The organism is Novilysobacter antarcticus (assembly GCF_019802285.1).
Lineage (GTDB): Bacteria > Pseudomonadota > Gammaproteobacteria > Xanthomonadales > Xanthomonadaceae > Novilysobacter > Novilysobacter antarcticus.
On the sequence record NZ_JAIEUJ010000002.1, the window covers coordinates 41,216 to 55,864 of the forward strand.

At 66.1% G+C, this 14,649-nt stretch carries 15 protein-coding genes; 10 read left to right on the top strand and 5 right to left on the bottom strand.

Annotated elements, in window-relative coordinates; genetic code table 11:
• Positions 1–82 precede the first annotated feature (82 nt).
• Positions 83–730, top strand: a complete 648-nt coding sequence (locus KZ491_RS04940; RefSeq protein WP_222564789.1) for an SCO family protein — start codon at positions 83–85, stop codon at positions 728–730.
• 7 nt (positions 731–737) lie between these two features.
• Positions 738–1,598 (top strand): archaetidylserine decarboxylase, encoded by an 861-nt coding sequence (gene asd / locus KZ491_RS04945; protein WP_222564790.1) that lies wholly within the window; start codon positions 738–740, stop codon positions 1,596–1,598.
• A gap of 42 nt (positions 1,599–1,640) precedes the next feature.
• On the opposite strand, the gene KZ491_RS04950 is transcribed toward asd, so the two are convergent.
• Positions 1,641–3,167 (bottom strand): transglycosylase SLT domain-containing protein, encoded by a 1,527-nt coding sequence (locus KZ491_RS04950; RefSeq protein WP_222564791.1) that lies wholly within the window; start codon positions 3,165–3,167, stop codon positions 1,641–1,643.
• 123 nt (positions 3,168–3,290) lie between these two features.
• Between KZ491_RS04950 and KZ491_RS04955 the strand changes: the two genes are divergently transcribed.
• Genes KZ491_RS04955 through greB form a run of 3 tightly spaced genes read left to right on the top strand, consistent with a single transcriptional unit; the run spans position 3,291 to position 5,866 of the window.
• Complete coding sequence (locus tag KZ491_RS04955) at positions 3,291–4,817, top strand: helicase HerA-like domain-containing protein (protein ID WP_222564792.1); 1,527 nt, start codon at positions 3,291–3,293, stop codon at positions 4,815–4,817.
• Positions 4,818–4,845: 28 nt separating this feature from the next.
• Positions 4,846–5,346 (top strand): copper resistance protein NlpE, encoded by a 501-nt coding sequence (locus KZ491_RS04960; protein WP_222564793.1) that lies wholly within the window; start codon positions 4,846–4,848, stop codon positions 5,344–5,346.
• 16 nt (positions 5,347–5,362) lie between these two features.
• Complete coding sequence (gene greB / locus KZ491_RS04965; RefSeq protein WP_222564794.1) at positions 5,363–5,866, top strand: transcription elongation factor GreB; 504 nt, start codon at positions 5,363–5,365, stop codon at positions 5,864–5,866.
• Positions 5,867–5,877: 11 nt separating this feature from the next.
• On the opposite strand, the gene rimO is transcribed toward greB, so the two are convergent.
• Positions 5,878–7,239 carry a 30S ribosomal protein S12 methylthiotransferase RimO gene (rimO, locus tag KZ491_RS04970; RefSeq protein ID WP_425493094.1) on the bottom strand — a complete coding sequence of 454 codons (1,362 nt, stop codon included), beginning with the start codon at positions 7,237–7,239 and terminating at the stop codon, positions 5,878–5,880.
• A 141-nt stretch (positions 7,240–7,380) separates the two neighbouring features.
• On the opposite strand from rimO, the gene KZ491_RS04975 reads away from it, so the two are divergent.
• Positions 7,381–8,043 carry a dienelactone hydrolase family protein gene (locus KZ491_RS04975; protein ID WP_222564795.1) on the top strand — a complete coding sequence of 221 codons (663 nt, stop codon included), beginning with the start codon at positions 7,381–7,383 and terminating at the stop codon, positions 8,041–8,043.
• On the top strand, positions 8,040–8,462 hold the full coding sequence (locus tag KZ491_RS04980; RefSeq protein ID WP_222564796.1) for an HIT family protein: 423 nt from the start codon (positions 8,040–8,042) through the stop codon (positions 8,460–8,462). The genes KZ491_RS04975 and KZ491_RS04980 overlap by 4 nt, the downstream gene beginning before the upstream one ends.
• Before the next feature lie 30 nt (positions 8,463–8,492).
• Here the strand turns inward: KZ491_RS04980 and dcd are convergent, their stop codons facing one another.
• Positions 8,493–9,068: a dCTP deaminase gene (gene dcd / locus KZ491_RS04985; protein WP_222564797.1), complete on the bottom strand. Its 576-nt coding sequence runs from the start codon at positions 9,066–9,068 to the stop codon at positions 8,493–8,495.
• Between the two features lie 115 nt (positions 9,069–9,183).
• Positions 9,184–10,248, bottom strand: a complete 1,065-nt coding sequence (gene apbC / locus KZ491_RS04990; protein ID WP_343225551.1) for an iron-sulfur cluster carrier protein ApbC — start codon at positions 10,246–10,248, stop codon at positions 9,184–9,186.
• A gap of 242 nt (positions 10,249–10,490) precedes the next feature.
• Here apbC and KZ491_RS04995 point away from each other — a divergent pair, with 242 nt between their 5' ends.
• The 3 genes from KZ491_RS04995 (at position 10,491) to rnfB (ending at position 13,618) form a co-directional block, all read left to right on the top strand.
• Positions 10,491–10,940, top strand: a complete 450-nt coding sequence (locus KZ491_RS04995) for a DUF2147 domain-containing protein (protein ID WP_222564798.1) — start codon at positions 10,491–10,493, stop codon at positions 10,938–10,940.
• Between the two features lie 148 nt (positions 10,941–11,088).
• Positions 11,089–13,155 (top strand): methionine--tRNA ligase, encoded by a 2,067-nt coding sequence (metG, locus tag KZ491_RS05000; RefSeq protein ID WP_222564799.1) that lies wholly within the window; start codon positions 11,089–11,091, stop codon positions 13,153–13,155.
• Between the two features lie 4 nt (positions 13,156–13,159).
• Positions 13,160–13,618 carry an Rnf electron transport complex subunit RnfB gene (gene rnfB, locus KZ491_RS05005; RefSeq protein ID WP_222564800.1) on the top strand — a complete coding sequence of 153 codons (459 nt, stop codon included), beginning with the start codon at positions 13,160–13,162 and terminating at the stop codon, positions 13,616–13,618.
• Here rnfB and KZ491_RS05010 read toward each other — a convergent pair.
• Complete coding sequence (locus KZ491_RS05010; protein ID WP_222564801.1) at positions 13,596–14,624, bottom strand: TraB/GumN family protein; 1,029 nt, start codon at positions 14,622–14,624, stop codon at positions 13,596–13,598. The genes rnfB and KZ491_RS05010 overlap by 23 nt on opposite strands.
• Positions 14,625–14,649: the final 25 nt, after the last annotated feature.

Here is a 14,649-nt window from a genome sequence, read left to right on the forward strand (position 1 = left end):
GCAGGCTCTGCGGAAGACCGGCGATTATAGCGGCAGCGGGCGGCTATCATGGCCGCTGATCCGCTCCACCACCGGGCTGTCCATGTTCAACCGCAGCACCCTCATCATCCTGTTCGTTGCCCTGGCCGCGGGACTGGGCCTGCTCGCATCGAAGCATTTCTTCGGCCAGTCGGCGCCATCGGCATGGCCGCAGACCAGCGCGGTCAAGCTGTTTGACCCGCCGCGGCCACTGCCGGACTTCAACCTGCGCCAGTCCGATGGCACCCAACTGGTGCCGGGCGAGCTCAACGGGCACTGGACGCTGGTCTTCCTGGGATTCACCCACTGCCCGGACATCTGCCCGCTGACCCTGTCCCAGATGGCCCAGGCGCAGGCGCAGTGGGAGTCGATTCCCGAGGCGGTGCGTCCACGCGTGCTGTTCGTCTCGGTGGATCCGGAGCGCGACACGCCCGACCGCATCGGCGAGTACGCCCACGCTTTCCACAAGGACACCCTGGCGGCAACGGCGGACATTCCCTCGCTGGAGAAGTTCGCACGCTCGCTGAGCCTGGTGTTCGCCAAGGTGCCACCGGAAGACGGCGCACCGGCGGACCAGTATTCGGTCGACCACAGCGCGACCATGGCCGTGCTGGATCCGCAGGGCCGCATGTCCGGCGTGGTCCAGCAGCCCTTCGACCCGGCCGCGCTTGCCGCCGACTTCGCTGCATTGACCACCGCCAGCGCACCTTGAGACTGCCATGAGCCTCACCACCAGACTCACCTATGTGTTGCCGCACCGGCTGCTCTCGTCGATGGCGCGCCGCCTTGCCTACTCCGACAATCCGCGCCTGCGCGCATGGCTGATCGACACGGTCACGCAGCGGTTCGGCGTTGACCTGTCGGAGGCGGCGAAGTCCGATCCGGCCGACTACCCGACCTTCAATGCGTTTTTTACCCGCGCACTGAAGCCCGGCGCGCGCGTCGCCGACCCCGATCCGCGCGTGCTGGTGATGCCGGCAGACGGGCGGGTCAGTCAATGCGGCGCAATCACCGCCGATGCCGATGGCAGCGGCCGGATCTTCCAGGCCAAGGGCCAGTCGTTCACCACCGCCGAACTGCTGGGCGACGCGGACGCGGCGCACGCGTTCGACAACGGGATTTTCGCCACGGTCTATCTCTCGCCGCGCGACTATCACCGCGTGCATATGCCCTGGACGGGGCGCCTGCGCGAGACCGTGCACGTCCCGGGGCGCCTTTTCAGCGTCGGCCCGGCGGCCGTGCAGCATGTGCCGCGGCTGTTTGCCCGCAACGAACGCCTGGTGTGCCATTTCGATACCGACTTCGGTCCCATGGCGGTGGTGATGGTGGGTGCGCTGCTGGTCTCGGGTGTGGAAACCGTCTGGAGCGGCGAGGAAATCCCGGCCTACGGCACCACCACCACGGTCAAGGACTATCGGGGCGAGGACATCACGGTGGACCGTTTCGACGAAATGGCCCGCTTCAACTACGGCTCGACCGTCATCGTGCTCTTGCCCGCCGGCGTCGCCGAACTGGCCGCCGGCCTGGGCCCGGAGACGCCGGTCAAACTGGGTCAGGCCCTGGCGAAGTTGCTCCCCTGATCGCGCAGGCGCAGCTTCGCGCAGTCACCCCATAAAGAGCGATCACTCGATCGACGTGCACCCGGTCAGCTTCAGCTTCTGACCCGGGCGCAAGGCATAGCGTGGCGGGCGGACGCCGTTGGCGCGGGCAAGCTGCCCGAGATCGCAACCGAACTTCTTGCTGATGGTGGTGAGCGTCTCGCCGCGCTGCACCGGGTAGTTGCGCGGCTGCGAGGTCGTATTCGCCACGGCGGCGACAACGGGCGCCGGGACGGGCCGGGTTGGCGAACCTCCCTTGACCACGGCCATGCTTGGATCGCTCGCAACAAGCTCCCGCGCCATGTCCGCACGCGGGCCACGCACACACTGGCGTTTATACAATCCGGCGATCTGCGTGGTCGCCTGCAGGGTGGTGCCGGCGGGCAGCCGCTCGTCGGCCTGGTAGCGCGGGTTGTAGTTGCGCAGCGCGCGCATGTAGCCCTCGCGCACGCCCCGGTTGCCCAGGCAGATCGTCAGCTGATAGATCGACGCCGGCTGCTCGAGGCGCAGCTGTGCCGGCTTGGGATCGACCCTCGGCAGCGTCAGCCCGTACTCGTCGGGATGCAGGAACAACCATGCCGCTGCGATCACCATCGGCACGTAGTCGCGGGTCTCCGGTGGAAACTGCGCGTACACATCCGCATCCCAGAACCCCTTGCCGCCCGCGCCCTGATAGACCCGCAATGCGCGCCCTTCCCCGCCGTTGTAGGCGGCAAGTGCCAGTTCGATGTTGCCGTTGAGCTCGCGCATCCGCTCGTTGAGGTAGGAGACGCTGGCCTCGGAGGCAGCGTAGGCGTCGTAACGGGTGTCAAAACCGGTACCGTCGTCGCCCAGGCCGAAACGCTTGCCGGTGGCGTACATGAACTGCATCGGCCCGGCGGCGCCCGCGCGCGAGGTGGAGTGCACCCGGCCGTTGGATTCCTTGGCGAGGATGCCGAAGAGCAAGGCCTCCGGCAGCCCGGCTCGCTCGTACTGCGGCCACATCAGATGGCGCATGTACTGGTAGTTCTCGTAACTGGTCAGCAGCGAGCCGCGCATGTCGGTAAGCCAGCGGCGGATGCCTTCCTGCACCGCCGGGTTGTACTGGACGATGCGGTCGAAGTGGTGACCGTCGTCGTCCAGCAGGGCCGCCGCGCGCGCTGCCTCGGGCACGTCATCGGCGAACGAGGTGATGTGGTGGCCCGCCGTGCCGGGCGGTAGCTCGTCAAACAACAGGTCGCTGCCCTCGATATCGGCGGTCAGCTTGAGCAACCGCTTGTAGGTGCTCAGCAGCGCCGGCACGGAACAGCCACGCTGGCCCGAGCAGGCCGCTACCACATCCTCCATGTCCTCCAGCGCCTTGTCGGCTTCGCCGCTGCCGGCCGGATCGGCGTTGCCCATCTTGACCAGCGCCTGCTTGTAGGCGGTTTCCGCGGCCTCCATGCGGGCCGTGATGGCATCGACCGCGGCCTGGTCGCGACGTGACAGGGCGGAGGCATCCACTGACATAGTCAGCAGGGCGACGCCGAAAACAGCGGCGAGCAGGCGGGAAAAGCAGTGTTGTACTGGCATGGGGTCAGATAGGAGGAAGCGACATGCAGGGTAGTCTGTGGCAAGCGGGCACCGCAATCGACCGCCTGCACCGCCGCCGCGTTAGGCCATAGAATCAGCCGCAGTCCCGCCCCGGAAACCAGCATGCCCACTCTCCCTCCAGTGCTCGTCGGCAAGGCCGTCACCACGCCCCACGCACTGCCCGAAACCCAAGGGCAGGTGTTCCTGCTGCCACGACTGGGGAACCGCCATGGCCTGGTTGCCGGCGCGACGGGCACCGGCAAGACCGTCACTCTGATGACGCTGGCGGAGGGATTCTCGCGGATCGGGGTGCCGGTGTTCCTGGCCGATGTGAAGGGCGACGTCGCCGGCCTGGCCGTCCCCGGGACGATGAACGAGAAACTGCAGGCCCGGATCGACGAAATCGGCGTGGACGGCTATACCAGCGAAGGCAGTCCCACGCTGTTCTGGGACCTGTTCGGCAAGCTCGGCCACCCGGTGCGCGCCACCGTAACCGAGGTCGGTCCGACCCTGCTCTCGCGCATGCTGGAGCTCAATGACACCCAGTCGGGGGTAATGGACATCCTGTTCAAGGTCGCCGACGACCGCGGCCTGCTGCTGCTCGACCTGGCCGACCTGCGCGCGATGCTCAACCTGCTGGCGGCGGAGCGCAAGACGATCTCCACCGAGTACGGCCTGGTCAGCAGTCCGTCGATCGGCGCGATCCAGCGCGCCCTGCTGCGGCTGCAATCGGACGGCGGCGAGCACTTCTTCGGCGAGCCTGCGCTCGAGCTTTCCGACCTGATGCGGACCAACATCGATGGTCGCGGGATGATCAGCATCCTTGCCTCCGACAGCCTGATCCTGAAACCGCGACTGTATTCCAGCTTCCTGCTCTGGCTGCTGTCGCAGCTTTTCGAGCAACTGCCCGAGGTCGGCGACCTCGACAAGCCCAAGCTGGTGTTTGTGTTCGATGAGGCGCACCTGCTCTTCAACGACGCCCCGCCTGCGCTGCGCCAGCGCGTGGAACAGGTCGTCCGGCTGATCCGATCCAAGGGCGTGGGGGTGTATTTCTGCTCGCAGTTTCCCGACGATGTGCCCGACAACATCCTCGGCCAGCTTGGCAACCGTGTGCAGCACGCCCTGCGTGCCTTCACGCCGCGCGACCAGAAAGCGGTACGCACGGCGGCGGAGACCTTTGTCGCCAACCCGGCTCTGGACGTCGCCAAGGCGATTGGTGGCCTCGGCACCGGTGAGGCCCTTGTCTCCACGCTGCAGGACAAGGGCGTGCCGATGCCGGTCGAGCGCACCCTCATTGCGCCGCCCCGCTGCCGCATGGGGTCCATCACTCCGGCTGAGCGCGACCAGGTCCGCGCGGGCAGCCCGATCGGCGCGAAGTACGACAAACGCGTGGACCGCGAATCGGCGATGGAGCTGCTGGCGCGCAAGGCCGACGCCGCCGCGAACCAGGCCAACGCCCCCAACGCCAAACCGATCACCGAGGAGACCGGCGGCTTCGGCCAGTCGATCCGCGACATTGTGTTCGGTACCAAACGCCGCCAGGGCATGGTCGAGACCATGGCGAAGCAGAGCGCACGGACCGTTGGCAACCAGGTCGGCCGGCAGATCCTGCGCGGCGTCATGGGCGGACTGTTCGGCGGCAAGAAATGAATCACCGGAAAACCAAGGACGTCAATCAATGAACCAGAACCTGATCGCCCTCGCCTGCATTGCCGCGCTCGCGCTGGCCGCCTGCGCCCAGCAGCCCCCCGCACCGTCGACCGGCGCAGCCGTTGATGAGACCCCGGTAGAGGCCTCCCAGCCTGCCGCCGTGGACGTGGTTCCCACCGGTGAGGGTGAAGCAGCAACCTTCGACCCACGAGACTTCGCCGGGACGTTCACCGGCACATTGCCCTGCGCGGACTGCCCCGGCATGGACGTCACCCTCACGCTGGAACCCGACGGCACCTACCGCACCACCCACGTCTACCAGGAACGTCCCGATGGGACCTGGACGATTGACGGCCACTGGTCGGTCGAGTCCGACGACGGGGTGATCCGTCTTGACCCCAACAGCAAGACCGAGCAGGACCAGCTGTACGCGATCGAGTCAAGGGAGCGCATTGTCATGCTCGACGCCGACGGCAACAAAGCGGACTCGGGAGTGGACTACGGCCTGACGCGCCAGGGCGCGCAGTAAGCTTGCGGAGTCGCCCATGAGCCGTTGGCGCCCGCCGGTCGCAGCCAGCACCGCACTGATTACCCGCGCCGGCCACGAGCGGCTCAAGGCCGAGCTGGACGAGCTGTGGCGGGTGAAGCGCCCGGAAGTGGTCCGCGCCCTGGCTGCCGCGGCCGCGGAGGGCGATCGCTCCGAGAATGCCGAGTACACCTATCGCAAGAAGCAGCTGGGTGAGATCGACCGCCGCGTGCGCTACCTGAGCAAGCGCATTCCGGCGCTTCGGGTTGTGGATACCACGCCGGAGGATCGCCAGGCGGTGTTCTTCGGGGCGACGGTGGAGGTCGAGGACACCGCCAGCGGCGAGACCCGCACCCACCGCATCGTCGGCCCCGATGAAACCGACGCCGCCCTTGGCTGGATCAGCATCGACTCACCGCTGGCGCGGGCGATGCTCAAGAAACGCGTGGAGGATGAGTTCGACGCGGAGCTGCCGGGCGGCAGCAACCGCTTTGCGATCGTCGACGTCTCCTACGACGAATGAGGCGTTCGGCCTCAATCCTCGAACGAGACCTCACCGTAGAGGTCGTGCTCGTCGCTGCCCATGATGTGGACATCGGCGAAGTCGCCCGGCTTGAGGCCGGCAAAGTAGCCGTTCTGGATCTGCACCACGCCGTCGATCTCCGGGGCGTCGGCCATTGAGCGACCGATCGCCAGCTCGCCGTCGACCGCGTCGATTATGCAACGCTGCACGGTGCCGACCTTGGCTTCCAGCTTCAGCGCGGAAATCTCCGCCTGCCGCTCCATGAATCGGCCCAGCCGCTCCTGTTTGACCGCCTCGTCGACCGGATCGGGCAACTCGTTGGCCTTGGCACCGGTCACCGGCGAGTAGGCGAACGCACCCACGCGATCGAGCTGGGCCTCGTCGAGGAAATCGAGCAACTCCTCAAACTCGGCCTCGGTCTCACCCGGGAAGCCGACGATGAAGGTCGAGCGGATCGTCAGGTCCGGACACACGTCGCGCCAGCTCTGGATGCGTGCCAGCGTCTTGTCGATCGCACCGGGACGCTTCATCAGCTTGAGGATCCGCGGGCTGGCGTGCTGGAACGGGATGTCCAGATACGGCAGGATCGTGCCCTCCGCCATCAGCGGAATGATCTCGTCCACGTGCGGATACGGATACACGTAGTGCAGGCGGGTCCACAGGCCCAGCTCGCCCAGGCCCTCGCACAGCGCCTTCATGCGGGTCTGGTAGGTCTTGCCGCGCCATTCGTGCTCGGCGTAGCGCACATCCACGCCGTAGGCGGACGTGTCCTGGGAGATGACCAGCAACTCCTTGACCCCACCCATGGCGAGTTTCTCCGCCTCGCGCAGGACCTGGTCAATCGGCCGCGACACCAGGTTGCCGCGCATCGACGGAATGATGCAGAAGCTGCAGCGATGATTGCAGCCCTCGGAGATCTTCAGGTACGCGTAGTGCTTCGGGGTCAGCTTGATACCGACGCCCTCGACCTGCATGTCCGGCAACAGGCTGATGAACGGGTCGTGTCGCGGCGGCACGGCCAGGTGCACCGCGCTCAGGACACTGTCGTAATCCTGCGGGCCGCTGATCGACAACACGCCCGGGTGCGCCTCGCGGATCACTTCCGCGCGCTTGCCCAGGCAGCCGGTCACGATCACCTTGCCGTTCTCGGCCATGGCCTCGCCAATCGCATCCAGCGACTCGGCCACCGCGGAATCGATGAAGCCGCAGGTGTTGACCACCACCACGTCGGCATCGTCGTAGCGCGGCACCAGGTCGTATCCCTCGACGCGCAACTGGGTGAGGATGCGCTCTGAATCCACCAGCGCCTTGGGGCAGCCAAGGCTGACGAAACCGACCTTCGGATTTTTGGACAAAGTGTCTTGCACGGGCATGGAGTAACCAGTCAGCGGAATAGCGCAAGGCTCCGGGCACGAGTGCCTGGAGCCATCGCAGTGTTCGGGGACCGCGATTATAGCCTTGGCGCTAGAATCAACTCGTAGCCCAAGCTGCCGGACAGCTGAACGGAGCACCGCATGAACCGCTGGATCGATCTGGATACCCCGCATGGCTGCATCCGCGCCTGGCGCAGCGAGCCCGCCGGACCCTCGCGCGGGGCCATCGTGGTGCTGCAGGAGATCTTCGGGGTCAATGCGCATATCCGCGACGTCACCGACCGTTTCGCCCAGGCAGGCTTTGTGGCGCTGGCACCGGCCCTGTTCGATCCGGTCGAGCGCGATGTCGAGCTGGAATACGACGCCTCCGGTATTGCCCGCGGACTCGCGCTGACGCGTGCGCTGGGCATCGACCGCGCCGTCGACCTTGCCAACGCCAGCGCGAGCCTCCTGCAGGCCGAGGGACTGCGCACCGGTGCGGTTGGCTTCTGCTGGGGCGGCACCATCGCGCTGCTCGCCAACACCCGCCTGGGACTGCCGTCGGTGAGCTACTACGGCGGCCGCAACGTGCAGTTCCTCGACGAGCCGCTGCGCGCACCGATGATGTTCCATTTCGGCAGCCAGGACCGCAGCATCTCCGCAGCCGACGTCGAGCAGCACCGGGAGAAATATCCGGCCGCCACCGTGCACGTCTATCACGCTGGGCATGGCTTCAACTGCGAACCGCGCGCCGACTACGACGCCGCCAGTGCGGCTCAGGCCTGGCAACGCAGCATCGACTTCTTCGAGGAGAACCTGCGATGAGACCGCCGCGTGACCTGGGCTGGCGGCTGGACCCCCGCCTCGCCGACGACACCCACCCCGTCACCAACCTGGAGCTGAGCGAAGTCCGCTTGATGGATGACGCCAACCACCCGTGGCTGATCCTGGTGCCACGCGTCGAGCACGCGGTGGAATGGATCGACCTGGACGCCGAGCAGCAAGCCTGCTTGACCCGCGAGATCGACCGCTGCAGTCGTGCGCTGCGGAGCGCGTTCCAGCCGCACAAGCTCAACGTCGCCGCGTTGGGCAACCAGGTAGAGCAACTGCACATCCACGTGATCGGCCGCTATCGCGAGGACATCGCCTGGCCGCGGCCCGTCTGGGGCAGTGCGACCGCCCTGCCCTACAAACCCGAGCTGTTGATAAAGCGGATTGAGCTCCTGCACGCCGCGCTCGACTGAAGACGCCTATACGTTGGCGCCCGACCGCGCTCAGGTACGCGGCAGGGTAACGCCGCGCTGGCCCTGGTACTTGCCGCCACGATCAGCGTAGGAGGTCTCGCAGATGTCATCCGCCGCGGCCTGGAAGAACAGCATCTGCGCCACCCCTTCGTTGGCATAGATCCGGGCCGGCAACGGGGTGGTGTTGGAAAACTCCAAGGTCACGTGGCCCTCCCACTCCGGCTCCAGCGGCGTCACGTTGACGATGATCCCGCAGCGCGCGTACGTGCTCTTTCCCAGGCAGACCACCAGCGTGTCGCGCGGAATACGGAAGTACTCCACGGTGCGCGCCAGCGCGAAGGAGTTGGGCGGGATGATGCATTGATCCGCCTCCACGTCGACAAAACTGCCGGGATCGAAATTCTTCGGATCCACGATCGTGGAATTGATGTTGGTGAAGATCTTGAACTCGCGCGAGCACCGCACGTCGTAGCCGTAGCTGGACGTGCCGTAGCTGACGATGCGCTCGCCGTTGAGGTGCTTCACCTGCCCCGGTTCGAACGGCTCGATCATGCCTCCGTCTTTTTCGGACATGCGGCGGATCCAGCGGTCGGACTTGATGCTCATGCGTTGGGTTCCCCGATACGATCGGCTCCGGTCGGGCGGAATCCCCGGCGGAAAACATTCGATTGTAGACCGCGGCGGTGCCGGTGGCAGCCGCGGCCGTTGTCTGCGTCCACTATCAGAGCAGCGACGCCGAGATCGATGGGGTTACCCGCGGCCGCTTGGCCAATGCCACAGCGATGCGGCGCGCAGCGTCCTTGTAGGCGGCTGCTGCGGCCGAATCAGGCTGCGCCAACACGATAGGTACGCCCGCGTCACCCTGTTCACGGATCTCACGCTGCAACGGCAGGCTGCCCAACAGCGGCACGTCGTACTGGCTGGCCATGCGCTGCCCGCCACCCTCGCCGAAGATGTGCTCGGCGTGGCCGCAGTTGCTGCACACATGCACCGCCATGTTCTCGACCAGACCCAGCACCGGCACCTCGACCTTCTCGAACATCTTCAAGGCCTTCTTCGCGTCCAGGGTGGCGATGTCCTGCGGCGTGGTGACGATGACCGCGCCGGCAACCGGGATCTTCTGCGCCAGGGTCAGCTGGATGTCGCCCGTGCCGGGCGGCAGGTCGACGATCAGGTAATCGAGGTCGCCCCAGCGGGTGTCGTTGAGCAGCTGGGTCAGTGCCGAGGTCGCCATCGGACCGCGCCAGATCATCGGCGTGTCCTGCTCGACCAGGAAGCCGATTGACATGGTCTCCACCCCGTGGGCCCGCATCGGCTCGATGGACTTGCCGTCGGGGCTGTCCGGTTTGCCCGACAGGCCCAGCATCATCGGAATGCTGGGGCCGTAGATGTCCGCATCCAGTACCCCGACGCGCGCGCCTTCGGCGACCAGTGCCAGTGCAAGGTTCACCGCCGTCGTCGACTTGCCGACGCCGCCCTTGCCCGAACCCACCGCAATGACGTTGCGCACGGTAGGCAGCGGGGAGAGCTTGGGCTGAACGGCATGACTGGTGATGCGTTGGCCAAGCTCGAGACGGGCCAGCTGCGACCCTTCGGCCTGGATCGCCGCGCGGATCGTGGCTTCAAGTTCGCTGCGCATGCCTTCAACCGGCACTCCCACGTCCACGGACACCGCCACATTGGCCCCATCGCGGGCAACCCGGATCCGTGCCTGGGTGGCGGCCAGGGATGTATCGGTGCCAGGCAGCAGCACGCTGCCGATCAGGGCTTGCAAAGAATCGGTCACGGCGTTCCTCGTGCGGGTATTGCGGAACACGCATTGTCGCAGCGGCGCACTGGAATGGGGTGACCTGGATCAACGCAAGGACGAGAAGGCTGGACATGCTCTGTCCGCAGGATGCGTCGGTAGGACCTGACCGGCAGCCTCCTTACCGGATTAAGCCATCGTCCGAATATCGCTGGATACGGTATAACGAACCAGTTCCAGCGCCTCGTGCCTGGCACCCACACTGTCTTCCGGAGGGAAACATGCACAGGAAAATCTCCATCTTGCTGGTACTTGCGGTGGCTCTGATGGCCGCGCCGCTGGCCGCGCTTGCCCAACAGACGCCGGTCGGTACCTGGACCACGATCGATGACAAAACCAACCAGCCCAAGTCGGTCGTGGAGATCTACGAGACCCAGGACGGCAGCCTGGCGGGTAAGGTCCTGGAAGTGCTGCAGTCCGACAAGGGCCCAAACCCCGTGTGCAGCGACTGCGAGGGTGATCGCAAGGACCAGCCGATCAAAGGCATGGTGATGCTGTGGGACGTTGCCCGCACCGGCAATGAGTGGAAGGGCGGCAAGATCCTGGATCCGGCCACCGGCAAGGTCTACTCGGTGAAAATGAGCCTGGCCGACAACGGCCAGAAGTTGGAGGTCCGGGGCTTCATGGGGTTCTCGCTGCTGGGCAAGACCCAGACCTGGCAGCGCCGCTAGACGATTGCCCAGGGCCGCACGGCCCGAACGCACGACGACAACGGTCCGCTGACGCGGGCCGTTGCCGTTTATGGCTGACCCGAAGCCCCGGGTCATGGACGCCGCGACGCATGCGATACTCACCGGCTCCGTCGCCACAGCCATATCCATGTCCCGCGAGCTTGTCGTCACCTGCGCCCTTCCCTACGCCAACGGCCCCCTGCACCTGGGTCATCTGGTCGGTTACATCCAGGGCGATGTGTTTTCCCGCGCCCAGCGCCTGGCCGGAAACACGGCCTACTTTGTCTGCGCCGACGACACCCACGGGACGCCGATCATGCTGGCGGCCGAGAAGGCCGGAACCACGCCCGAGGCCTATATCGCCGGCATCCAGGCCAGCCATGAGCGTGACTTCGCCGACTTCGGCGTGGCCTTCGATCACTACGACTCGACTCACTCGCCGCGCAACAAGGCACTGACCGAGGCGATCTACAGCACGCTCGATGCCAACGGCCATATCCAGCGCCGCTCCGTCGCCCAACTGTATGACCCGGTCCGTGGCATGTTCCTGCCGGACCGCTTCGTCAAGGGCATCTGCCCAAGCTGCGGCACGCCCGATCAGTACGGCGACAACTGCGAGAGCTGCGGCGCGACCTACTCGCCGACCGAGCTGAAGGAGCCGCGGTCGGTCGTCAGTGGCGCGGAGCCGGAGCTGCGCGAGTCGGAGCACTTCTTTTTCGAGGTCGGTGACTTCACTGCGTTCCTGCGCCAATGGCTGGCCGGTGACGTCGCCAACGCCGGCGTCAAGGCCAAGCTGAAGGAATGGCTGGACGCCGAGGGTGGCCTGCGCGCCTGGGACATCTCCCGCGACGCGCCGTACTTCGGATTCCAGATCCCCGGCCATCCGGGCAAGTACTTCTACGTCTGGCTGGACGCACCGATCGGCTACCTGGCCAGTTTCCAGGCCCTGTGCGAGCGCGAGGGCCTCGACTTCAACAGCTATCTGGCCCCGGACAGCACCGCCGAACTGCACCACTTCATCGGCAAGGACATCGTCAACTTCCACGGCCTCTTCTGGCCGGCAGTTTTGCACGGCGCGGGATTCCGCGCGCCAACCCGGCTGCACGTCAACGGTTACCTGACGGTCGACGGTGCGAAGATGTCCAAGTCGCGCGGCACCTTCGTGATGGCGCGCACCTATCTGGAAGCGGGGTTGGATCCGGAGGCGCTGCGTTACTACTTCGCTGCCAAGACCTCCGGCGGGGTGGACGACCTGGACCTCAACCTGGGCGACTTCACCGCTCGGGTGAACGCCGATATCGTCGGCAAGTTCGTCAATCTGGCCAGCCGATGCGCGGGCTTCATCAGCAAGCGCTTCGACGGCATGCTGGCTGACAGCCTGCCGGACCCGGCGATGTACGCCCGCTTCGTCGAGCAGCTGGCACCCATTGCAGCGGCCTACCAACGCAATGAGGCGGCCACCGCGCTGCGCCTGACGATGGCGCTGGCCGACGAGGCCAACCGCTACATCGATGACCACAAGCCGTGGGTGATCGCCAAGCAGGACGGCGCCGACGCGCAGCTGCAGGCCGTGTGCAGCCAAGGACTGAACCTGTTCCGGGTGCTCAACGCAGCGCTCAAGCCGGTGCTGCCGCGGGTCACTGCCCAGGCGGAAACGTTCCTCAACGCGCCGATCGCCCACTGGGACGACCTCGCCGCGCCGCTCACCGCGCACCGGATCCAGCCCTACACGCCGCTTTTCACCCGTATCGACCCCAAACTCATCGACGCCATGACCGAAGCCAGCAAGGAATCCCTGCAACCCACCGACGCCCCGGCAGCGGCCACGCCAGCGGCAGCCGCACCGTCGACTGCCGAGACCGGCGCGACCGAATCAGCCACCCCGATCATCGGCATTGACGATTTCGCAAAACTTGATCTGCGGGTGGGCAAGGTGCTGGAGTGCGGGTTTGTCGAGGGCTCCGACAAATTGCTGCGCTTCCAGCTGGATGCGGGCGAGCTGGGGCAGCGGCAGATCTTCTCCGGCATACGCGCGAGTTACGCCGACCCGGACGCACTTGTCGGGCGCAACGTCGTGTTCATCGCCAACCTGGCGCCGCGCAAGATGCGTTTTGGCATCAGCGAAGGGATGATCCTTTCAGCCGGCTTCGATGCCGGTGCCCTCGCCCTGCTGGGCACGGACAGCGGCGCCAGCGCAGGAATGCCGGTGCGGTGATTCGATGCAGCCGCCGGACGACGCCGAACGCCTGACCGAGCGCCTCGACCGCCTGCTGCCCCAGACGCAGTGCGGTCAATGCGGCTATGCAGGTTGCCGGCCGTACGCTGAGGCGATGGCGCTGGGAGAGGCGGAGACCGATCGCTGCCCGCCCGGTGGTGACGCCGGTGCGCTGGCGCTCGCCCTTGCGCTCGGCACGCGCCCTGTGCCCTTTGACCGCCGCCGCGGCGACTACAATCCGGGCCTGGTCGCGCTGGTGATCGAGGAGGACTGCATCGGTTGCACCAAGTGCATCCAGGCCTGCCCGGTGGACGCGATCATCGGCGGTGCCAAGCGCATGCACACCGTGCTGGCGTCGCTGTGCACCGGATGCGAGCTGTGCGTTCCGGCATGCCCGGTGGACTGCATCGAAATGGTCGCCGGCGATCGACCGCTGGACCCTACGATCCGCTCGGAACGCTGACCGGTTCGCGAGACGCTTCAAGCCCGGGATGCTCCAAGCCGGCGCAGGCGCTGCAGACGCGCTCCACCGTGTAATCCGCCTGCGCGAGCAACGCGAGAAGCCCGTCGTCACCGAGCAGATGCATCGCCCCGACGACGACCAGCACGTTGTCACGGCCACGCCCGTCGAGCATTCCCCGCAGCAGCGGCAGCCATGCCTGATTGCGCTCCACGTTCACCATTTGATACGTGCGCGGCGTCTTGACCATCATCTCGTTGAGCGCGATGGCTTCAAGCCTGGACACGTCCCCCGCCCGCCATGCCTCGTGCAGTTCGGCGAGCTCACCCGGCATTGCCTGCGGACGGTCGAGGAAGTCCTCCAGGCCCACCACCTGCTCGGCAATCGGCGCGTCAGCCAGTGCACGCAACTGGTCGTCTATCGTCTCCAGACCGGCGGTGGGTTTGCCTGCCTCCTGTGCGCGTTGCATCAGGTACTGGTCCACGCCGAGCTCGGCGCTGAAACCCAGCGAGTGCGACAGACCCAGCATCAGCGAAAGGTTCACGAACCAAGGGCTGTACTGATTGACCTGTTCCAATGATCCGCCCTGACGGGCCAGCAGGCGATGCAGTTTCTCCCGCAGCCGGGGTGAGATCAGGTCTGACAGGGTACGACCGTCGGGCAGTTTGGCCGCCTCCCTGAAGCTCGCGCTGGCTTCGGGGCTGCCCAACTCTTCCGGGGACACCTCGAATATGACCCGGGCAGCGTCATCGAAAACGGCATCGATGTCAGCCGACAACGGGTAATCGTCTTCCTTCAGCAAATGGATCGAGCCAAGCAGGTACACCGCGTTGTTCCGGTCCGACACCTTCCACAGCAACGGTACCGGCGGCACATGGGTCGGAGACTCGGCCTGCGTCCGCAATGCGTCGGTGCTGTCGGTGGACGTCCAGCGGTCGGGCGCCACGACTGCGAGCGCGGTGCCGCACAGCAGCACAAGGCTGGCAATCAGGAGTTTTGTCTTGCGCATGGTTTTTTACCGGATACGGCGACGG